A 19,294-nucleotide genomic window follows, 5' to 3' on the forward strand; every position below is an offset into this window, starting at 1 on the left:
CTCCCAAGGCAAACGTGGGAACAATGGTTACTTTCGGTACGGCGACCGCCGCTCCCGGTGAGAAAGACACGGGGCGGCTGGAGGTCGGTGAGACCCGCGACGGGTCGACGTTCGGGCTACCGGTCGCCGTCGTCAACGGTGTCGACGACGGACGGACGCTCTACATTCAGGCGGCCAGCGACGGCGACGAACTGAACGGTGTCGGCGTCATCCAGCGGACGCTCCCGCAACTCGACCCGACGGAACTGTCCGGGACGATTCTGGTCTGTGGCGTCGTCAACTACCACGCGTTTCAGGTCGCCGAGCACCGTAATCCAATCGACGACACGAAGATGAACCGGGCGTATCCGGGCGACAAGACTGGAACGTCGAGCGAGCGCATTGCCGCGGCGACGTTCAACGCCGCCATCAGCGCCGACTACGTGCTCGACCTGCATCAGGGCTCGACCTCACAGATGATCGACGAGGTGCGGGTCCGGTGTGGCACCCGCCATCGCCTCCACGAGGAGTGTCTCGAACTCGCAAAAGTGTTCGGTTGTGGCTACATCCTCGACCAGAAAGGTCCCGACGGGCAGTTGGCCCGCGCTGCCCCAGACGAGGGCGTGCCGACGATCGACCCCGAACTCGGCGGCTGTGTCGGCTGGGACGAAGGCTCTATCCAGCGGGGCGTCAACGGCGTCTTCAACGTCCTGCACTACTACGGCTTCCTCGACGGCCACCACGATACGCGCCCCCAGACTCGTGCCACCGGGTTCGAACAGTACGGCTCCCCCGTTGGCGGCCTCATCGACCTCAAGCCCGACCTCGGTGACCGCGTCTCCCGCGGCGAGACGCTGTTCGAGGTGACCGACGTGTTCGGCGACCCGAAGGCCGAAATCACTGCCGACTCCAGTGGCGTGTTCTGGCGTGCTCGCCGGCTCCCGCAGGTTGCGACCGGCGAATACGTCTGTTCAGTCGGGACGAACATCGATACCTACTAGGAACCACTTTTCACCGCAAGGGAGTCGCTACGCGAACTCCGCTTACAAGAGCTTGGAAAACGCGGGACCTCGCTCCGCTCGGTCCTGTGAAACGCGGCGCTTCGCGCCGCGTCTGCTCGCTTACTGACCTGCCTTTCCCCGGGGCGGCCGACGGAGCGGCCGCCCGGCCACCGCGCTATGGGCTCCACAACACTGGCCGCAGGCACCGACGACCGCGACCGCAGACGCCGCCAGCTTTTGGACGGTTCGCCACGGAGCAAGCCCATGCGAACCTGTAGCGTCTGCGACCGAGAGTACCCCCGCGAGAGTCCCTGGCGGTGTTCCTGTGGGGCACCGCTTGATTACGCCAGCCAGCCACTGCCCGACAGCCAACCAGGGCAGTTCTCACGGACCAGCGGCGTCTGGGACTTCGCCGAGTTCCTCCCTGTGGACGAGCGAGTCAGCCTCGGCGAGGGCTGGACGCCGCTGGTCGACGCGCCCGGGTGGGACGCCTCGTTTAAACTGGAGTATCTCCACCCGACTGGGAGTTTCAAGGACCGCGGCGCGGCAACGGTCATCGCCGAAGCGCTTGACGTCGGGGCCGACCGGGTACTCGAAGACTCCTCGGGCAACGCTGGGTTGGCAGTCGCGTCCTACGCGGCGCGGGCGGGGCTGGACGCGGAGATATACATCCCCGCGAGCGCAAAAGACGCGAAGGTTCGCCGCATCAAACGAACCGGCGCAGACGTGCTCCCAGTCGAGGGAAGTAGAGAGGCCGTAACCGAGGCCTGTATCGACGCCGTGGAGAGCGGGTCGGGGTGGTACGCCAGCCACGCCTGGAACCCCGCCTTCTTCGCCGGGACGGCGACGACCGCCTACGAGATCGCCGCCCAGCGGGACTGGACCGTCCCGGACGCCGTCGTCACGCCGCTCGGTCACGGGACGCTGTATCTCGGTCTCTACCGCGGATTTCGGGCACTTGAGCAAGCTGGATGGACGGATGCTGTCCCTCGGATACTGGGGACGCAAGCGGTCGGGTACAGTCCTATCGCTGACGAGGACGGGAGCAGTTCAGACGATGCTGCTGCCAACGAGCTCGCCGACGGGATTCACATCCGGGACCCGCCGCGTGGCCAGCAAATACGGCACGCCATCGACGAGACCGATGGGGCCGCCATCGCTGTCTCCGCGGCAGCAACGGCGCGGGAACGTGATCGGCTCGGTGCAGCGGGGTTTCACGTTGAACCGACCTGTGCGACGGCGACAGCGGCGCTGACGCAGTTCAGAGAGCGGGGAGAACTCCAGGACGGTGACGACGTGGTTGTCGCGTTGACCGGACGAAACAACTAACGCATCAGCAGCGTCGAGACCGGAAAGTCGGCATCGACGGAGAGCCACTGGTCCTCTACGTCTGCCGTGTCGACATCTGGCGCGTAACAGATGAGCCGCTCGGTGCCGTCGGGACGGGAGCGTACCACGGCAGGCAGCGTTCCCTCGTCGTCAGCAGTCGCCGCCGTCACCTCGCTCGTCGACCGGGTATCGGAGTCCATGTCCGGACTCACGACAGGTGTTACTATTGTTACCAGTCGATTATCGGGCGTAAGGACTACTGAACGTCGTCGAGAGAGACGAGAAGGTTCGACGAAACGGCCAGCCAGTCCGGAGCCCGTGCTGCTGGGCGGATAGAGAACTGAACGCTGGCCACCACCCGCAGCCGGCTCGTGTTCGACAGTCAATAGCTTCTCGGCGATGTCGCCGTCTGCCGTATGTCACCGCTGAGTATCCGACCCGTCCGTGCTCATGGTCCCACATAACGGTATATCAACATTGTTATCCGTAGTCTAAATTGACGTATATCCCCGTATTACTGGAACATTCGTGGTGCTTACTCGCCAGTAGCCAATTCGAACCGAATAGCAGGCAAAAGCTGAACGCCGAATGACCACCGGGCGAGCGGAGTACACAGCTCCGCCAACCACACACAAACGCTGTCAGCGCTCTCCTGATCGTCCCGCCCCGTGTTCGACACGCTTCGGGGAGACAGCGAACCACTTCCTCTCAGCGAGACGGGTGAGTAGGCGCGTCGAAGCCGCCGCGAACCAGCGGTTTCGCGATGTGGCGGCGCGCGACCGGCGGCACTTCGTACCACCCGTACTCCAGTCCTCGCTCGATGGACTGTTCAGCTTTGCCGTCAGCGCTGGTCCCGCAGTCCCGACACCGATAGCCCTGGTTCCGGCCAGCGGATTTCATCGACCGACCACAGTCCGGACAGTCCGGTGTGACGGATTCTGTCCGGACGAGGTTCCGGACCGCGAACTTCTCCAGTTTGAGCGTCCCGTCAGTCACTTCCCCACAGGCGGTGATTCGGTCGCCGACTCTGAGCGAGCGGACCCGGTCGCGAAAGCCCTTCGTCGGCTCGAAAGCCGCACAGTCGAGGGTCGCGCTGTCGCCTTCGAGGGTGAGAAACACGTGTCCCCCCGCCCGCGTCTCCGGAGTTTCGACCACGTTGCCGGTAACGCGGTAGGCGCTGTCGGCCGTGACCGCGTCGACAGCGGCATCCTGTAGATGCACATCGGTCCCTTGATTCGTCACGAACGTCGCCCGACGAGCAATGGGCTCGCTGTCGATAGCGTCGGCGGCGGCGCGGCAGGCGTCGGGGTCGTCGCCGCGAATCCCGTAGAGAATCGGACACGGCGTCCGCGGCACACAGACCGGATAGCCAGATGCACGGTCGACAGTGTCCCACACGTCGGGGTAGTACTCCTCAGCCGCGGCCCGGACGCTCGCGCTGTCGACCGTCCGCTCGGTGCCCCACCGGTCTTGCTCCCGGTAGGCGATGTGTTCGTAGGTCCAGTCCGACAGCGCGGCCCAGGCCCCGACCGCCGCAAGCGCGCCGACCAGTCCGCGGCCGTTGCCCCGCTGAGAGCGGGCGAACCCGACCACGTCAGCGAGCGTCGTCGCGGCCATCGGGTCCTGTATCGACTGGATTGCCTCGCGGGCGAACGTTGCGACCTGCGGTGGGACGGCGTCGGGGTCACAGTCGGCGACGATTGCGCCGGGATTGGTCCGTGGGTCGTCGGTCTCGGCCATGTCAAACACGTCTTCGACTAGCCCCAGCGCCACGTCGGCGTCGAGGTCAGTATGGACCGCCAGCGCCGCGTTCCCGCGGGTCTTGTGTTCGACGGCGGGGTTCAGACGGACGAGGAGCAGTCGCTCGACGGTCCCCCCAGCGTTCCGTATCGACTCTGCGAGGGTGGCGGCGGCGTAGGTCGTACACATTCCCCGTTCGCGCGAGTCCGTATCATCGAGGCCGACGACAGTCACGCTACGCTGTAGCCCCGAAGCGGTCAAACGCCTTTCGTCACGGACCCCCCAATTCGGCCTGAGAGGCAACGGACGGCGCAATACATATAATGGGTGAGCGGGCTAGACTCAGTAGAGGTACAGAGTACTATGTCACGGTCGGCGCTGGTGGAAAACGTCATGGCGATGCTCGAAGACGCTGGCTTCCTCGTCAGCGACCGCTGTGCGATTCGCCCGAAGAGTTTCGACATCGCTGCCCGTCGCGGCGAGGACGTGTTGCTCCTGAAGATACTGGGCAACATCGACGCCTTCGACGCACAGACCGGGGGCGAGATGCGGCGACTGGGCACGTATCTGAATGCCACACCGATCGTGATCGGCCTCCGGACGCGCGACGAGGAGCTGAAACCCGGTGTTGTGTACTTCCGGCACGGCGTCCCCGTGTTGTCTCCCGACACCGCGATGGACCTGTTCGTCGAGGAGGTCCCGCCGCTCATCTACGCCGCCCCGGGCGGACTCTACGTCAACATCGACTCCGAGATCCTCGCCGACGTGCGCGAGGACCGCGACTGGTCGCTTGGCCGGCTGGCGAAGGAACTGGGCGTCTCCCGGCGGACAGTCTCGAAATACGAGGACGGGATGGACGCCTCAGTCGAGGTGGCCGCCGAACTGGAAGACCTGTTCGACGCGCCGCTGACCTCGCCGGTGAGCGTCCTCGACGGCGCTGAAGAAGTCCGAGACGACGAGCCGACACCGGACGACCCAGACGTTGCACCGGAAGACGAGCCGATTGTGACGGTGTTCACGCGTATCGGCTTCGAGGTCCACCCGACGGACCGCGCGCCGTTCAAGAGCGTCAACGAGAGCGAGGACGAACACGGGCAGGTCCTTGCCGGTCACTCGGCGTTCACCGAAACGGCCGAAAAGCGAGCGCGCATCATGTCCTCAGTCGGCGAGGTGACCCGGACCCGGTCGGTGTACGTCGTCGACGAGCTCCGACGCGAATCCGTCGAGGGGACCGCGCTCATCGAGAAAGAGGAGATGGAAAACATCGAGGACGCCATCGACCTGCGCGACCTCATTATGGAGCGTGGCGAAGACCGCGAGGAAGTCGCCTGAGCGGGCGCTCTCAGTCTTCGCTGTCACATAAAAACGAGAACTACCGTAAGCGCCGAGTCTACTGCCCGTACGTTTCTTCGAGGTACTCGACGATGTCGTCGGATTCAGGCATCCCGTCGACGCCGTTGTCCTCGTCGACGAGGACGGGAACGCCCGTCTGGCCCGAAACCTTCTTCACTTCGGTCCGCTCGTCGTGGGACCGCGGGACCATGTGGGATTCGTAGTCGAGGCCCAGCTCGTCGAGTTTCTTGATTACCTTTGCACAGTACGGACAGCCTTCGAGCTCATAGAGTTCGAGATTAGCCATTACACCGGTTGTAAGCGAGCCAGCGTCAAGAACACATCGGTGCTGTGTCTCGGCCGCGCACCGTCGACAGCGATTCCGCCTGCGCTACACGTCGATATCGTCGGGTGCGTCGGCGAGCAGGTCAGAGGCAGTCACGAGCGAGGACAGTTCGAGGTCGTGGTTGGCGAGGTTCTCGCTGGCCCCCTCCTCGCGGTCGACGACGACGAGCACGCGGTTGACAACAGCGCCGGCCTCGCGAAGTGCCTCGGCGGCGTCGACCGCGCTCTGGCCGGTCGTGGCGATGTCTTCAAGAATGATGACCTCGTCACCGTCGGTCAGGTCACCTTCGATTCGGTTGCCCGTGCCGTACTCCTTTGCCTGCTTGCGGGCGATGACGTAGGGAATGCCCGTCTCGACACTGGTGACCGCGACCAGCGGGACTGCACCGAGGGCAACACCAGCGAGTGTGGCGTCCGTGTCCCACTCAGCGATGCGCTCGGCGAAGGCCCCGGCGATGAGGTCCAGACAGGCAGGGTTGGTCTCGAAGACGTACTTGTCGACGTAGTAGCTCGACGTGCCGCCGTGAGAGAGTTCGAACTCCCCGAACTTGACGGCGTCAGCGTCCCGCAGCGCCGCGATGAGGTCGTCGTTTGCCATACGCTCACTGAACGGTCACGGGGCTAATGACTGTTGAATTCGGACAGCGACATTCCTAAGCCCCTCCGCATCAGACACTCGCTCGAATGCAAGTGTTCGGGTCGAGTGGCGTCCGAGGTGTCGCGGGCGATGAGCTGACACCGCGGTACGTCCTTCGGGTTGCACAGGCCGCCGGGGACGTCTGGCGTGACGACCACGACCGCGTGGCGATCGCCCGGGACACGCGGACGACCGGGCGGACGTTCATTAACGCCGCGACGAGCGGCCTGACGACCGTCGGGTTCGACGTCGACCGCCTCGGCGTCGTGCCGACACCGGGATTGCAGGCCTACTGCGAGCGTGAGGCAGTCCCGGGCGTGATGATCACCGCGAGCCACAATCCGGCCGCGTACAACGGGGTGAAACTCATCGGCGCGGACGGCGTCGAACTGACGCGGAATACGCTCGATCGCGTCGAACAGTCCCTCCGGGACGATACGCCGGCCTACGCGGACTGGGAGACGGTCGGGTCCGACACCGCCATCGAGAGCGCCCGCCGCCGCTACCGCGAGCAGGTACTGTCTGCCGTCGACCGCGACCGCATCGCCGACGCCGACCTCACCATCGTCGTCGACCCCGGCCACGGTGCTGGCTCCCTCACCAGCCCCGACCTGTTCCGCGAACTCGGCTGTGAAGTCCACACCGTCAACACCCAGCCCGACGGCCACTTCCCCGGCCGCGACCCCGAACCCGTCGCGGAGAACCTCGAAGACCTGCGGGCGTTCGTCCGGGCGACCGACGCCGACCTCGGTTTCGCCCACGACGGCGACGCCGACCGCGGGATGTTCGTCGACGAGGCCGGAACCCACATCGAGGGCGACGCCGCGCTGGCCGCGCTCGCGGCGGCAAAAATCGAGTCGGACGACGGCGTCGTCTCGGCGGTCAACGCCTCCCAGCGCCTTGTGGACGTGGTCGAAGACGCCGGCGCGACTCTCTCACTTACCCCCATCGGCTCGACGTATATCGTCAGCCGTATCCGCAAACTCCAGAACGAGGGGACCCACGTCGCGATTGCCGGCGAAGGCAACGGCGGCATCCTCTTCCCCGACTACCGCATTGCCCGGGACGGCGCGTTCACCGCCGCGAAGTTCCTCGAACTCGTCGCCGAACGGCCCGCAAGCGAGGTGGCCGCGGACTACGACGACTACTACAACGTCCGGCGGAACCTCGAATACGAGACCGAAGACGAGCGCGAAGCGATGCTCGAAGGCATTGAGGCCCACGCGAACGACGCGACGGCCGACCTCGACACGACGGACGGCTATCGCCTCGACTACGGCGACGGCTGGGTGCTGGCTCGGCCGTCCGGCACAGAGCCCGTCGTCCGTGTCTATGCCGAAGCGCGCACGCTCGACCGCGCTGAAGAGTTGGCCGAAACGATGGTCAGTCGCGCGACCCAGCGGACAGACACCTACAGCGGCGAATAAGTCTCCAGCGCGTCGTCGATAGCCGCCCTGGCCTCGCGGGCGGTCGATAGTTCCTGTTCGACAGCGCCGCTTGCCAGTCGCTCGCGCTCTGATTCCGTGAGTTCCGAGCGAGCGACGGCGCTCTCCCGGAGGCGCTCGTAGTCGTCCCGCTCCGCGAGTCCACGCACCTCCCGTAGCGCCGCGACCACGGACTCGTCGGCAAATCGGGCGACGACCGAGCGGTACTCCCGGCAGTACCACGGCAGGGCATCGGCCGACGGCGGCGGCCAGTTGATCCGTACCGGCTCGGCGTCGAGCCGCCGGAGGTACGTCTGTCGGGTGGCGACGGCGCTGCGGAGCGCCGCGGCGTCGTCGACGTAGTGGTCTAGCTTCGAGGTAGAGTAGTCGGCGTACTCCAGTAGCTTCGGAATCGGCTCCCGGCCGGCGTCGTGCTCGCGAACGTAGGTCAGCAGTTCCGCAGGTGGGGACCGGAACTCGACCAGCGGGTACGCGTCCGCCCGGTCGATGACTGCCAGCGCGTCCTTAGCCGGCATATTGCGCCGAAACTCGGCAAACGCCTCGGTGACGGCGTCGTTGTAGCGCTCGATTGGCTCACGGAGGCGCTCGACCGGGGCATCGAGGTCGGCGTCGCCGAGACGCTGGAGGCGTTCCAGATCATCGATGCGGTCGCTCAGTTCGTTGCGTCGACGGTTCGCCTCGGTCCGGGCCTTCTTGTACCGCTCGCGTGCGTCGTCGAGTTCGTCGAGCCGCCCGACGAGGTCGCCGATGGGCGACAGCATCTCGCGGGCCTGCTCGAAGTCGCCCTCGGTGAGCCGCCGTTGCTGGAGGAAGTCGTCGATTTCCTCGAAGGTATCGCGCTCGGGCAGGTCCTCGGGAAGGTCGTCGGTCAGCGTCCCGACGCGGCCCTGAAACTCCATGAACGCCTCGAAGTCGCCGCCGCCGGTCGCCCGCCCGTCGTAGCTTTCGAGCAGGTTCCGCAGTTCGCTGTAGATGTCACGGCAGTCACGGAGCGCGTCTGCGCCGACCTCCTCGACGCGCGTCTGTGCCCGGTCGTGCGCCTCGGCGACCTGTTCGAGGCGCTCGACGACGTCCGGGGTGCCCGCGCTGAGTTCGGTCTCAGTATCGGACCGCGCCATCAGTACACGTCGTCGGGGTCGAACACTTGCTCGCCGACCGTCTCGCCGTCGACAGTCCGGTGGAAGCAGGACTCGTAGCCGGTGTGGCAGGCGCCGCCGGTCTGGTCGACGACGTACAGCAGCGCGTCCCCGTCACAGTCGACCCGCACCTCTTCGACGGCCTGTGTATGGCCGCTCGTCGCGCCCTTGTGCCAGAGTTCGTCCCGGCTCCGCGAGTAGTAGTGAGCCTCCCCTGTCTCGCGGGTCTTCCGGAGCGCTTCCTCTGTGACGTAGGCGAGCATGAGCACCTCGCCGGAGTCTGCGTCCTGCGCGACAGCCGGGATGTACTCCTGCTCGTCGAACGCAAGGTCGACGTCGGTCATACTCAGGCCGAGGCGTGTCCGGAAAATAGGTCTTCTGCTGTCTGGGGTCAGGCCAGCCCGACTGCCTGCAACAGCGAGAACAGCACGTCGCCGTAGGTGAGTGAAACGACCAGCCCCGCGAACATCGGGACGAGGAACGGAATCCCGGGCGAAATCCACACCTCGTCCTGTTCGACCAGCACGTCCAGCCCATCACGGAGCTGGGCTGGTGACGTGCCGTAGGCCGAGTGGTCGATATCGTCAAGGAACCGCTCGGCACCCCACGGGTCGTCGACGGCGTCGGTGTCATCAGTCACAGCCTGGGAGGATGCGTCGTCACCGCGACCGCCCGTCCCGTTCACGTCGTCGGCCACCGGGTCGCCGCCGTCGGTCGCCAGCGAGCCGTCGCCGGGGTCGTTGGGAACCCGCGGTAGCGAGGTCGGGAGGCGATGCCGGTCCGGGTCGGCGCGGATATCGGCAAGCGAGCAGCCACGCCACTGGAGGTACATCCGGAGCGCATCGAGGTCGAGACCGCCGCGGTCGAATCCGTCGGGCGATTCGAGCAGCCGACCGTACTCCTCGGTGACGGCGGAGACGGAAACGGGCCGCCCGATGAACATCGCCAGCGAAAAACGACCCCGGGCGAGGTTCCCGGCGGCGACGGCCAGCGGGTAGACGACGCCGGCGAGCACGGTGTTCGAGAGAATCGTCAGCGAGAAGACGCCGATGGCGCTCTGCTGGAGCGGGAGCGCGACAGTCGGCAGGTAGTACACCGGATACACCGGAAAGAGGACAGCGACGAGCATGAACGCCTTCGCGTCGGCCCCGCCGAACCCACCGATGAGCCAGAAGCCGTACGACAGCGGGATGACGAAGCCGAGGCTGATGGCGACCCTGATGAGAAACAGCCGCTGGCCGACCGCTGTCGGGCCGGTCCAGACGGTGTAGGCGTCCCACAGCAGGAGGACGACCGCCAGCGCGGCAAGCGGGGTCCAGGTCCGGTTCGGCACCCGGCGGGTTTTCACATCGCGGTAGGCCGCCCACCCGAACACCGGGACGGCGACCAGCCGAAGCAGGTCCGGTATCGACCCAAGCACGGCTATACGCAGTACAGCGGCCCCCCTAATGGTTCCGGTACAACAGCTGTCAGTGGCAGTCGCTACTGGAAGCAGAAAGTGTAGTGCGCTGCAGGAGCCGCGTTAGATGACGCGGTTCTGCAGGTAGTCGAGGTGCTTGGCGTTGTAGACGATTTTGACCTCGTCGGCGTCCGGGCTGCCGATGCAGGTCAGGCGAACGTTCTTGTCTTCGACTTCCTCGTCGCTGAGGATCTGCTGCATATCCATGTCGATGTCGCCTTCGAGAACGATGGCGGCACAGTTCGCACAGGCACCGGCGCGACACGAGAAGGGCCAGTCGTAGCCCTGCGCCTCGGCGGCTTCCAGAATGTACTCGCCTTCGTTCACGTCAAGGGACCCGTGGTCCTCGTCGTCGAGGTCGAGGTCCGACGCCTCTGCGAAGACGTCGTCGTCGTACATGTCCCAGCCGTTGTCGTCCACTACTTCGTAGTTAAGGTACTCTACCGTGGGCATCACCTGATTGGTTCGAACCCCGCCCTGTTAGACTTTGCCCTTCCGTTTTAGGTCGTGCAAAATAATGAGGGACAACGCGGGGATTCGCCGTGAATCGAGGACTGCTGTGCGGGGCCGATTACTGCTCAGGTGATCGGGAGGAACCTGAACACCAGATACGCCGCGAGGGTCGCAATCGAGGGGACGACGTTCTGGAGGAAAATTACTCTCGCAGTGGTCCCGGGTTCGAACAGATCCGACGCCGACGGGATGTCCTCACGCGATTCCTCGCCGATGGGGTCGGTCTCGGCCGGCTTCGGCGTCCCTTTGTTGCCACCGACAGTCGGGGCGTCTGCGGCTTCCGCGTCGGTGGTCAGCGCACCGACAGACGCGACGGGTGCTTCTCCCTGCACAGTGTCTGAGAGGCTCGTCGTTCGCGTCGCACGACCCCACCCGAGTCCGACGATGCTCATTGTGGCGATGATGACGAAACTGGCAGGGATACCCAGCGCGGAAAGGAAGGTGACGATAGTCGAGGCGACTGCCGCGACGACGATGGCGGCGACCAGCGGGAGGTCGGTCAGGTCGTTGCCGACCGTGTCCATCGTCCGGCGGGCGATGGTGAACGCACCGAGGCCGATAGCGCCGCCACCGAGCAGAATGGCCGGGTACAGCTCCAGAGAGCCGTTGCCGACAAGCGGTGCAACGGCATTGGCGACGTTCGATGCTCCCGCAGAGAAGCCCATGTAACATCCGATACCGATGACGACGACGGTCCCGACGAACTCACGTGGTGTCGTGTTCTCGCCGAGCGCCGGCCGCGGAATCGCACCGGAGCGGTCGAAATCCAGTAGCGCCCCCTCGCTCTGTGAGACGGCGAACCACTCGACGAGTCTCGGATAGAAGTACCGCCCGATGACGCCGCTGACCCAGAAGGCGATAATCGGCGAGACGAGCCACCACGAGACGATTTCGAGCATCAGGGCGGCGTTCAACGTCCCGCGAGCGAGGCCCAGGCCAGCGATAGCGCCGACGGCCGTCATCGACGTCGACGCCGGAACCCCGACCACGTTCGAGAGGAACAGCGCGACGCCGATGAAAAACAGGACGACGATGCTGATCAGCGGCGAGAACTGCGTGGCGACGAGGTCACTGCCCAGGCTCTGGACGACGGCCGGGCCGACAAGGAGCCCGCCAGCCATCGCGAATATCGTCATCAGGGCCGCTGCCGAGAGTTTCGAAAGCGTGTTCGATCCGACCGCAGGCCCGAACGCGACACCCGTGGATGACCCCCCGATGTTGAAGCCGACGAAGATAGCTACCAGAACACCGAGGGCAAAGAGAACTTCGACCATACGCTACCAACTGTCGTCGTCAGGTAAAGGGTACCGCCTTCGCCAGCGCGTTGTGCGACCGAGGTGGCGAGACGCAGTGATGCACCGTTCTGTCGGTGACGACTGTCGGGGCCGGGAGCGAATATCCCAGACGTGAGTGAATCAGTAGGCGAGAACGTACTGGAATACCAGAAACGACGCAAGGGCTGACATCGACGGTGCCAGTATCCAGAGCATGACAACGCGACCAGTCGCGGCGGGGTCGAAGAGGTCTGCCGCCGAGGTTACGGACTCCGGGTCTTCCTGACCGATTGGTTCGACTTCGCGCTCCTCCGGTGGCGACCACGCAGCTTCATCGCGGTCGGTCGTCAGCGCGTCAACGGTAACGCTACCACCTCCACCGCTAGCGGCGGCCCCGGTGACAGCCGCGCCCGCTGCGTCAGCCAGAGTTGTCGTCCGGGTGGCCCGGCCCCACCCCAGACCGACGACGCACATTGTTGCTGAGACCGCCAGACTCGCTGGGATTCCGGCCCAGGATAACAACCCGATGATTGTCGCACTCACGGTCTCGACGATGAGCGCCGCGAGAATCGGGAGTTCGGTGAGATCGTTCCCGACCGTATCGAGCGTTCGCCGAGCGATGGTGAACGCACCGATGCTGATAGCGCCACCAGCGAGCGCGACGCCCGGATAGAGCCCCAGCTCGCCGCTGCCGACAAGGGGAGCGACAGCGTTGGCGACGTTCGACGCCCCCGCGGAAAACGCCATATAACAGCCGATAGCGACGACCAGAAACTGTCCGATCCGCTCACGCCGCGACGTGTCCGGCCCCGTGCTCTCGAAGGCGACCCTGACTTCGAGATGTGGGTAGAGGTAGCGTCCGACGACTGCCGACAGCCAGAACGCAGTGATAGGCGCGACGAGCCACCACGAGACGATACGCCCCATCACGGTCCAGTCGATAGTCCCGGTCGCGACGCCGAGACCGGCAATAGCACCGACGGCAGTCATCGAAGTCGATGCCGGCACCCCAAACAGGTTCGAGACCAGCAGGGCAAGTCCAACGAAAAAGAGGATGACGACGCTCGCGAGGAGGGTAAACTGTCCGCTCGGGACGATGCGACCGCCCATCGTATCGATGACCTCCGTTCCGATGGTTGCCCCGCCGAGGAGTGCGAACGCCGACATCAGGACGGCGGCCCACTCCTTCGAGAGCGTGTCCGACCCCACTGCCGGACCAAAAGCAACACCGGTCGAAGAGCCACCGATGTTGAAACCGACGAAAATGGCAACCAGAAGCCCGATAGCGAAGAGAATCGAGACCATGTCCAACAGCAACTCCTGACGGGTCTAAATAATACCGTTCGTGACCGCTCTCGGAGACACACGATTCAACGCTGGCGTCTCGTCGGGATGGGCCACAGAGCAGCCCGTACGCCCGTCCATCGCGCACAATCGATGGCCGACCGTCACAGCCGTTCAGTCGCGGTCGCCATCGCCGTTGTCAGCCGGCACCGTCTCTTCGACTTCTGACGCTGTCTCCTCGACCTCGCTTGCCGTTTCCTTGGCCGCTTCGACCTCGTCGGTGACTGATTCAGCGGTCTGTTTCGCATCGCTGGTCCTATCCTTGACATCAGTCGTTTTGTCTTTCAGTTCAGTCGTTTTGTCTTTCGCTTCTGTCGCTTTGTCCTTGACCTCGGTTGTCTTGTCTTTGACTTCCGTTGTCTTGTCCTTGACTTCGGTCGTCTTGTCCTTGACCTCGGTGACCTTCTCAGCGGCGTCCTCGTCGCCAGCCTCGGTCGCAGTCTGTTCGACTTCGTCGGCCGTCCGCTCGACTTCGTCGGCTGTCTGTTCGACCTCGTCGACGGTTTCCTCCACTTCGTCAGCAGTCTGTTCCACCTCGTCGGCGGTCTGCTCAACTTCGTCGGCGGTCTGCTCGACATCCTCGGCGGCCTTGTCGACCGTCTCAGCGGCGGTTTCGACCTCGTCGGCGGTCGTCTCTAGCTCCTCAGCTGTCGTTTCCAGTTGCTCGGCGGCCTCTTCGAGTTCAGCGGCTTTGGTGGCGACATCCTCGTTCGTCCGTTCGAGGACGTTCGCGAGGACGAGAAACTGTAGCAACCCGACGACGACGAACGCCGAAATGGCGATGCTGGCCGCGGTCGCAAGTACCGACACCGCGCCGGCACCGAGCGGGAGAACGCCGAACTCGGCCAGCCCCCAGGCCAGCGCCAGACCGGCGGCGACGACCATCACGGCCTGTTCGAAGAGCTGGTACTCACGCTCGTACGGCCCAAACATGAGCGCTTCGAGCCGGCGGGCGAGCGGTGTGAGGACGAGTGTAGCAGTACCCATGGCGGACCTTTCCCATCACAGCGTAAAAGCATGCGGGTCACTGGCGTCCGCACGCATCGGACCGACACGCTTTCGACGGCTGCCGCCGGACCACCGGCCATGTTTCCCGAGTTCGAGGTCATCCCCGCGGTCGATATGCAGGACGGACAAGTGGTCCAGCTTGTCGGCGGCGAACGCGGCACGGAGAAAACCTACGGCGACCCGGTCGAGGCCGCTCAGCGGTGGGTCGACGCCGGGGCGAAGACGCTCCACCTCGTCGACCTCGACGGCGCGTTCGAGGGCGAGCGACAGAACGCGGCGGCCATCGACGCCGTCCTTGACGCAGTAGGAGCCGATGTGGACGTGCAGTTGGGCGGCGGCATCCGAACCGCCGAGGACGCCGTCTCGCTGCTGGACCGCGGACTGGACCGCGTCATCCTCGGAACCGCCGCCGTCGAGACGCCGGAAGTCGTCGGCGAAATCAGCGCCGAACACCCCGGCAGTGTGCTGGTGAGCCTCGACGCGAAGGACGGCGAAGTCGTGGTGTCGGGCTGGACCGAGGGGACCGGACTGGACCCCGCTGACGCTGCCGAGCGGTACGCCGACCTCGGGGCCGGCGGCATCCTGTTTACCGACGTGGACGTGGAAGGCCAGTTAGAGGGCGTTCGCACCGAGCCGGTCCGCCGGCTGGTCGAAGCCGTCGACATGCCCGTCGTCGCCAGCGGCGGCGTGGCGACCGTCGACGACGTGCTGGCGCTCCGGTCGGCCGGGGCCGCCGCCGTCGTCGTCGGCAGCGCGCTCTACGAGGGCCAGTTCACGCTCGGCGCGGCGATTGACGCCCTCGACGAGTCATCGGAATAGGTCGGGGTAGCTGAACGCATAACTGTGTGGCGCGCTCACAAGATGTATGGACCGCAACGAGGTGCGCCGCGCGTGGGACAGCGTCTCTGAAACCTACGCCGAGCGGCGTGACCCGACCGGATCGGACGCAGCTCTGCTCGACGATTTACTCGAACGCCTCTCCGAAGCGCCGACTGTCCTCGACGTGGGCTGTGGTGACGGCGCGCGGACGCTTGCGAACCTCCCGCCGAACAGCGTCGGTCTCGACTTCTCCAGAGCGGGGCTGGACCTCGCCGCCGAGACAGTGCCCGACAGCCGGCTTGTACAGGGGGACATGACGGCGCTCCCAGTCGCGACCGACAGCGTGGACGCCGTCACTGCCTATCACGCCGTCTTTCACGTCCCGCGAGACCAGCACCCGACTGTCTACCGTGAGTTCGCTCGCGTGCTCCGTCCGGGCGGTGTCGTGTTGCTGACGCTGCCGAGCGGCCAATTCGAGACCGTCCGGCGGGGCTGGATGGGCGGGTCGATGTTCTTTTCGGCACCGGGTCGGCGGGCGACGCTCGACCAGTTGGCCGACGCCGGCTTCACCGGGACGGAGACGGTCACTGCGACGGACCCGCTCGGGAGCGACAGCGAGTTCGTCTTCGCCACGCTCGCCGCGGACTGAGTCACGCACGCAGGTCGTCGGCAGTGCTGACGTGCATCCCAACGAACTGCCACGGGCGAGCGTCGTCTGTGGCCACCAGCGTCCCGCTCCAACGGGTGTCGTACTCGTGACGGGCCCCGCTCTCGGCGTCGGTCCAGCACAGTCGCACGACGTCGCTGAACCACGCGTAGCCCTCGCGCTCTGTCACCTCGAGCGCCTGGCTCTCGACGGCCCAGTCGGTCGTCGTCTCGGTCTGTTCCCGCAGTCCTGTCCTGATAGCGTCGGTCCCGGCCAACTGTTCAGAGATACCGAATTTGACCACCGAGCGGTCTTCGTCGGCGGCGAAAAAGGGGCCGAGCGGCTCGCCGGCCCGCAACGCTGCGTAGTAAGCCTCGATGGTCTCTGTCGCATCCATATTCGACACTTGAGCCTGTGGCCCCTTCACTGGTCACGTCCGGCGGCTTCGACCACACTCTCCCGACCCGCAATCCTTACGCCGCGGACGGCCACACGGACGTGTATGACAGAGGCGACGGGAATCGTCGGAGAGTTCCTCACGCTCAAGGAGGGGACCGACGCGGACCTGCTGGCGATGCAGTGTGGCGACTTCTACGAGTTCTTCGCCGAGGACGCCGAGATCGTCGCCGACGAGCTCGACCTGAAGGTGAGCCAGAAGTCCTCACATGGCTCGTCGTATCCGATGGCCGGGGTCCCGGTCGACGACCTGACACCGTACGTCTCCGCGCTGGTCGAACGGGGCTACCGGGTCGCCATCGCCGACCAGCATGAGACCGAGAACGGCCACGCTCGCGAGATAACGCGGGTCGTCACGCCCGGGACGCATCTGGAGACCGGCGACGAGTCGGCCCAATATCTCGCCGCGGTGGTTCGAGAGGCCGGCCGGGACAGCGGTGACACCTACGGCATCGCCGCGACGGACGTGACCACGGGCCAGTTTCAGGTTACACAACTGGACGACGCCGACGCGGGCGAGGCGCTGACAGAGCTGTATACGTTCGGGCCGGCCGAGATTCTTCCCGGCCCGGAACTCCGGAACGACGACGCGTTTCTGGACCGCCTGCGCGAACGGACGGACGCGGCGCTGACGCTTCATGATTCAGCGTCGTTCGAACCGGGGCGGGCGAGCCACACCGTCCGCGAGCAGTTCGGGAGCGAGACGGTCGACAGCGTCGGTATCGGGGATCAGGACGTGGCACTGCGAGCCGCCGGCGCGGTGCTTTCCTACGTCGACGACACCGGTGTCGGGACGCTGGCGGCGGTCACGCGCCTCCAGGCGTACGGCGAGCGCGACCACGTCGACCTCGACGCAACGACCCAGCGCAACCTCGAACTCACCGAGACCATGCAAGGCGACAGCTCGGGGTCGCTGTTCGACACCATCGACCACACCGTCACGGCCGCCGGCGGGCGGCTGCTCCAGCAGTGGCTCCAGCGACCACGGCGAAACCGGGCCGAACTCCAGCGCCGACAGGCCTGCGTGGCGGCGCTGTCGGAGGCAGCGATGGCCCGCGAGCGGATTCGAGAGACACTGTCGGACGCCTACGACCTCGAACGGCTGGCCGCCCGGGCCACGTCAGGCAGTGCAGACGCACGGGACCTGCGAGCGGTCCAGGAGACGCTGGCGTTGCTGGGACAGGTTGCCGACGCCGTCACCGAGACGGAGCGGCTGGCCGAGTCACCGCTCGCCGAGGCGCTCGACGGCGCTGACCGCGAGGCGGCCGACGCGCTGGCTGCGGAACTCGACAGGGCACTGGTCGCGGACCCGCCGGGGACAGTGCGCCAGGGCGGCCTGTTCAAGCGCGGGTACGACGACGACCTCGACGAAATCATCGACGAGCACGAGGCCGCCCTGGAGTGGCTGGAGACGCTGCCGGACCGCGAGAAGGAGCGGACCGGCATCACCCACCTCTCGGTCGACCGGAACAAGACCGACGGCTACTACATTCAGGTCGGTAAGAGCGAGACCGGCACCGTTCCCGACGACTACCAGCACATCAAGACGCTCAAGAACTCCAAACGCTACACGACGCCCGAACTCGACGAGAAAGAACGGGACGTGTTGCGCCTGGAGGAGCGCCGCCACGACATGGAGTACGAGCGCTTCCAGGAACTCCGCGAGCGCGTGGCCCAGCGCGCGACGCTACTGCAGGACGTGGGCCGGACGCTGGCGGAACTCGACGCCTTTGCGTCACTGGCGGTCCATGCCGTCGAGAACGACTGGACCCGGCCGGCGGTCGTCGACGGCAACGAACTGTCCATCGAGGCCGGCCGTCATCCGGTCGTCGAACAGACCACCGAGTTCGTCCCGAACGACCTCTACATGGACGACGAACGGCAGTTCCTCATCGTCACCGGCCCGAACATGAGCGGGAAGTCGACGTACATGCGCCAGGCGGCGCTCATCACGCTGCTCGCCCAGGTGGGCAGTTTCGTGCCGGCGCGGTCGGCGACCGTCGGTCTGGTGGACGGCATCTTCACCCGCGTCGGCGCGCTGGACGAACTCGCACAGGGGCGCTCGACGTTCATGGTCGAGATGCAGGAGCTGTCGAACATCCTCCATTCGGCGACAGACGAATCACTCGTGATACTGGACGAGGTCGGCCGCGGGACGGCTACCTTCGACGGCATTTCAATTGCCTGGGCAGCGACGGAGTACATCGTCAACTCCGTCCGGTCGAAGACGCTGTTTGCGACCCACTACCACGAGCTGACGGCGCTGGGCGAGGAGCTGCCGACCGTCGAGAACGTGCACGTCGCGGTCGACGGCGAGCCACGCTCCGCGGAGGGCGACGGCGACGTGACGTTCCTCCGAACAGTCCGAGACGGACCGACCGACCGCTCGTACGGCGTCCACGTCGCCGATCTCGCCGGCGTCCCAGAGCCGGTCGTCGACCGGTCACACGAAGTACTCGACCGCCTGCGCGACGACAAGGCCATCGAGGTGCGTGGCAGCGAGGGGGACGGCGGCGGAACGACACAGGCTGTGTTCGACTTGGAGTCGGGACAGTTCAGAGACGGCGTGGCCCAGTCGGGGGACACGACGGCTGGTTCGGCTGCTGAGCCGGTTGCGACCGACGGTGATCCCGAACACGTGCCCGGCGAGACCGCGGCTGATGCCGTCGATGGCGATGCAGCAACAGCGTCGCTCGACCCGGAAACCGAGGCTGTCCTGTCGGAGCTGACGGAGCTGGATGTCAACGAGACGCCGCCGGTCGAACTGATGGCGAAAGTACAGGAGTGGCAGGCCGAGCTGGACGACGCGTAGCGGGCAGCATCCAATTTTC

Annotated in this window: 19 protein-coding genes; 7 read left to right on the forward strand and 12 right to left on the reverse strand. The window is 65.7% G+C overall.

Annotation, left to right across the window (positions count from 1 at the left end; genetic code table 11):
- Positions 1–23: 23 nt before the first annotated feature.
- Both DVK00_RS05630 and DVK00_RS05635 read left to right on the forward strand, forming a co-directional pair.
- Positions 24–980, forward strand: coding sequence for a succinylglutamate desuccinylase/aspartoacylase family protein (locus tag DVK00_RS05630; RefSeq protein WP_101351238.1), 957 nt, complete (start codon positions 24–26; stop codon positions 978–980).
- A 264-nt stretch (positions 981–1,244) separates the two neighbouring features.
- Positions 1,245–2,309 (forward strand): pyridoxal-phosphate dependent enzyme, encoded by a 1,065-nt coding sequence (locus tag DVK00_RS05635; RefSeq protein WP_121511856.1) that lies wholly within the window; start codon positions 1,245–1,247, stop codon positions 2,307–2,309.
- Here DVK00_RS05635 and DVK00_RS05640 read toward each other — a convergent pair.
- Together DVK00_RS05640 and DVK00_RS05650 are read right to left on the reverse strand one after the other, a co-directional pair.
- Positions 2,306–2,509, reverse strand: a complete 204-nt coding sequence (locus tag DVK00_RS05640) for a hypothetical protein (RefSeq protein WP_101351490.1) — start codon at positions 2,507–2,509, stop codon at positions 2,306–2,308. The genes DVK00_RS05635 and DVK00_RS05640 overlap by 4 nt on opposite strands.
- A gap of 508 nt (positions 2,510–3,017) precedes the next feature.
- A complete protein-coding gene (locus tag DVK00_RS05650) occupies positions 3,018–4,283 on the reverse strand; it encodes a tRNA(Ile)(2)-agmatinylcytidine synthase (protein WP_121577398.1) in 1,266 nt (421 codons plus the stop codon).
- 129 nt (positions 4,284–4,412) lie between these two features.
- On the opposite strand from DVK00_RS05650, the gene DVK00_RS05655 reads away from it, so the two are divergent.
- A complete protein-coding gene (locus DVK00_RS05655) occupies positions 4,413–5,381 on the forward strand; it encodes a transcriptional regulator (protein WP_121535750.1) in 969 nt (322 codons plus the stop codon).
- A gap of 58 nt (positions 5,382–5,439) precedes the next feature.
- On the opposite strand, the gene DVK00_RS05660 is transcribed toward DVK00_RS05655, so the two are convergent.
- On the reverse strand, positions 5,440–5,688 hold the full coding sequence (locus tag DVK00_RS05660; protein ID WP_121577399.1) for a glutathione S-transferase N-terminal domain-containing protein: 249 nt from the start codon (positions 5,686–5,688) through the stop codon (positions 5,440–5,442).
- 84 nt (positions 5,689–5,772) lie between these two features.
- Positions 5,773–6,324 (reverse strand): orotate phosphoribosyltransferase, encoded by a 552-nt coding sequence (gene pyrE / locus DVK00_RS05665; protein ID WP_121577400.1) that lies wholly within the window; start codon positions 6,322–6,324, stop codon positions 5,773–5,775.
- Between the two features lie 86 nt (positions 6,325–6,410).
- On the opposite strand from pyrE, the gene glmM reads away from it, so the two are divergent.
- Positions 6,411–7,790 (forward strand): phosphoglucosamine mutase, encoded by a 1,380-nt coding sequence (gene glmM, locus DVK00_RS05670; protein ID WP_101351244.1) that lies wholly within the window; start codon positions 6,411–6,413, stop codon positions 7,788–7,790.
- Here the strand turns inward: glmM and DVK00_RS05675 are convergent.
- From DVK00_RS05675 to DVK00_RS05705, 7 genes are all read right to left on the reverse strand, one after another.
- On the reverse strand, positions 7,775–8,926 hold the full coding sequence (locus DVK00_RS05675) for a hypothetical protein (protein WP_121577401.1): 1,152 nt from the start codon (positions 8,924–8,926) through the stop codon (positions 7,775–7,777). The genes glmM and DVK00_RS05675 overlap by 16 nt on opposite strands.
- Positions 8,926–9,288, reverse strand: a complete 363-nt coding sequence (hisI, locus tag DVK00_RS05680) for a phosphoribosyl-AMP cyclohydrolase (protein WP_101351246.1) — start codon at positions 9,286–9,288, stop codon at positions 8,926–8,928. The genes DVK00_RS05675 and hisI overlap by 1 nt, the downstream gene beginning before the upstream one ends.
- 47 nt (positions 9,289–9,335) lie before the next feature.
- The gene (locus DVK00_RS05685) at positions 9,336–10,364 is read right to left on the reverse strand and encodes an A24 family peptidase (RefSeq protein WP_101351247.1); all 1,029 of its coding nucleotides are present in this window, start codon (positions 10,362–10,364) and stop codon (positions 9,336–9,338) included.
- Positions 10,365–10,466: 102 nt separating this feature from the next.
- Entirely contained in the window at positions 10,467–10,856 is a 390-nt protein-coding gene (gene fer1, locus DVK00_RS05690; protein WP_101351248.1) for a ferredoxin Fer1, read from the reverse strand.
- A gap of 125 nt (positions 10,857–10,981) precedes the next feature.
- Positions 10,982–12,190 (reverse strand): inorganic phosphate transporter, encoded by a 1,209-nt coding sequence (locus tag DVK00_RS05695; RefSeq protein ID WP_101351249.1) that lies wholly within the window; start codon positions 12,188–12,190, stop codon positions 10,982–10,984.
- Between the two features lie 141 nt (positions 12,191–12,331).
- Entirely contained in the window at positions 12,332–13,495 is a 1,164-nt protein-coding gene (locus DVK00_RS05700) for an inorganic phosphate transporter (protein ID WP_101351250.1), read from the reverse strand.
- 153 nt (positions 13,496–13,648) lie between these two features.
- A complete protein-coding gene (locus tag DVK00_RS05705) occupies positions 13,649–14,521 on the reverse strand; it encodes a hypothetical protein (RefSeq protein ID WP_101351251.1) in 873 nt (290 codons plus the stop codon).
- Between the two features lie 99 nt (positions 14,522–14,620).
- Here DVK00_RS05705 and hisA point away from each other — a divergent pair, with 99 nt between their 5' ends.
- Positions 14,621–15,361: a 1-(5-phosphoribosyl)-5-[(5-phosphoribosylamino)methylideneamino]imidazole-4-carboxamide isomerase gene (hisA, locus tag DVK00_RS05710; protein ID WP_121577528.1), complete on the forward strand. Its 741-nt coding sequence runs from the start codon at positions 14,621–14,623 to the stop codon at positions 15,359–15,361.
- A 46-nt stretch (positions 15,362–15,407) separates the two neighbouring features.
- Complete coding sequence (locus DVK00_RS05715) at positions 15,408–16,010, forward strand: class I SAM-dependent methyltransferase (RefSeq protein ID WP_101351252.1); 603 nt, start codon at positions 15,408–15,410, stop codon at positions 16,008–16,010.
- A gap of 1 nt (position 16,011) precedes the next feature.
- Here the strand turns inward: DVK00_RS05715 and DVK00_RS05720 are convergent, their stop codons facing one another.
- The gene (locus DVK00_RS05720; protein ID WP_121577402.1) at positions 16,012–16,404 is read right to left on the reverse strand and encodes a nuclear transport factor 2 family protein; all 393 of its coding nucleotides are present in this window, start codon (positions 16,402–16,404) and stop codon (positions 16,012–16,014) included.
- 105 nt (positions 16,405–16,509) lie between these two features.
- On the opposite strand from DVK00_RS05720, the gene mutS reads away from it, so the two are divergent.
- Positions 16,510–19,275: a DNA mismatch repair protein MutS gene (gene mutS / locus DVK00_RS05725; RefSeq protein ID WP_121577403.1), complete on the forward strand. Its 2,766-nt coding sequence runs from the start codon at positions 16,510–16,512 to the stop codon at positions 19,273–19,275.
- Positions 19,276–19,294: the final 19 nt, after the last annotated feature.

The organism is Haloarcula sp. Atlit-47R, assembly GCF_003665985.1.
GTDB lineage: Archaea > Halobacteriota > Halobacteria > Halobacteriales > Haloarculaceae > Haloarcula > Haloarcula taiwanensis.

Coding starts and splice junctions, on each gene's coding strand:
- DVK00_RS05700 (WP_101351250.1), bottom strand. CDS start 13,495: ATGGTCTCGATTCTCTTCGCTATCGGGCTTCTGGTTGCCATTTTCGTC.
- mutS (WP_121577403.1), top strand. CDS start 16,510: ATGACAGAGGCGACGGGAATCGTCGGAGAGTTCCTCACGCTCAAGGAG.
- DVK00_RS05660 (WP_121577399.1), bottom strand. CDS start 5,688: ATGGCTAATCTCGAACTCTATGAGCTCGAAGGCTGTCCGTACTGTGCA.
- DVK00_RS05720 (WP_121577402.1), bottom strand. CDS start 16,404: ATGGATGCGACAGAGACCATCGAGGCTTACTACGCAGCGTTGCGGGCC.
- DVK00_RS05705 (WP_101351251.1), bottom strand. CDS start 14,521: ATGGGTACTGCTACACTCGTCCTCACACCGCTCGCCCGCCGGCTCGAA.
- glmM (WP_101351244.1), top strand. CDS start 6,411: ATGCAAGTGTTCGGGTCGAGTGGCGTCCGAGGTGTCGCGGGCGATGAG.
- DVK00_RS05675 (WP_121577401.1), bottom strand. CDS start 8,926: ATGGCGCGGTCCGATACTGAGACCGAACTCAGCGCGGGCACCCCGGAC.
- fer1 (WP_101351248.1), bottom strand. CDS start 10,856: ATGCCCACGGTAGAGTACCTTAACTACGAAGTAGTGGACGACAACGGC.
- DVK00_RS05655 (WP_121535750.1), top strand. CDS start 4,413: ATGTCACGGTCGGCGCTGGTGGAAAACGTCATGGCGATGCTCGAAGAC.
- DVK00_RS05695 (WP_101351249.1), bottom strand. CDS start 12,190: ATGGTCGAAGTTCTCTTTGCCCTCGGTGTTCTGGTAGCTATCTTCGTC.
- hisI (WP_101351246.1), bottom strand. CDS start 9,288: ATGACCGACGTCGACCTTGCGTTCGACGAGCAGGAGTACATCCCGGCT.
- DVK00_RS05635 (WP_121511856.1), top strand. CDS start 1,245: ATGCGAACCTGTAGCGTCTGCGACCGAGAGTACCCCCGCGAGAGTCCC.
- DVK00_RS05630 (WP_101351238.1), top strand. CDS start 24: ATGGTTACTTTCGGTACGGCGACCGCCGCTCCCGGTGAGAAAGACACG.
- DVK00_RS05715 (WP_101351252.1), top strand. CDS start 15,408: ATGGACCGCAACGAGGTGCGCCGCGCGTGGGACAGCGTCTCTGAAACC.
- pyrE (WP_121577400.1), bottom strand. CDS start 6,324: ATGGCAAACGACGACCTCATCGCGGCGCTGCGGGACGCTGACGCCGTC.
- DVK00_RS05640 (WP_101351490.1), bottom strand. CDS start 2,509: ATGGACTCCGATACCCGGTCGACGAGCGAGGTGACGGCGGCGACTGCT.
- hisA (WP_121577528.1), top strand. CDS start 14,621: ATGTTTCCCGAGTTCGAGGTCATCCCCGCGGTCGATATGCAGGACGGA.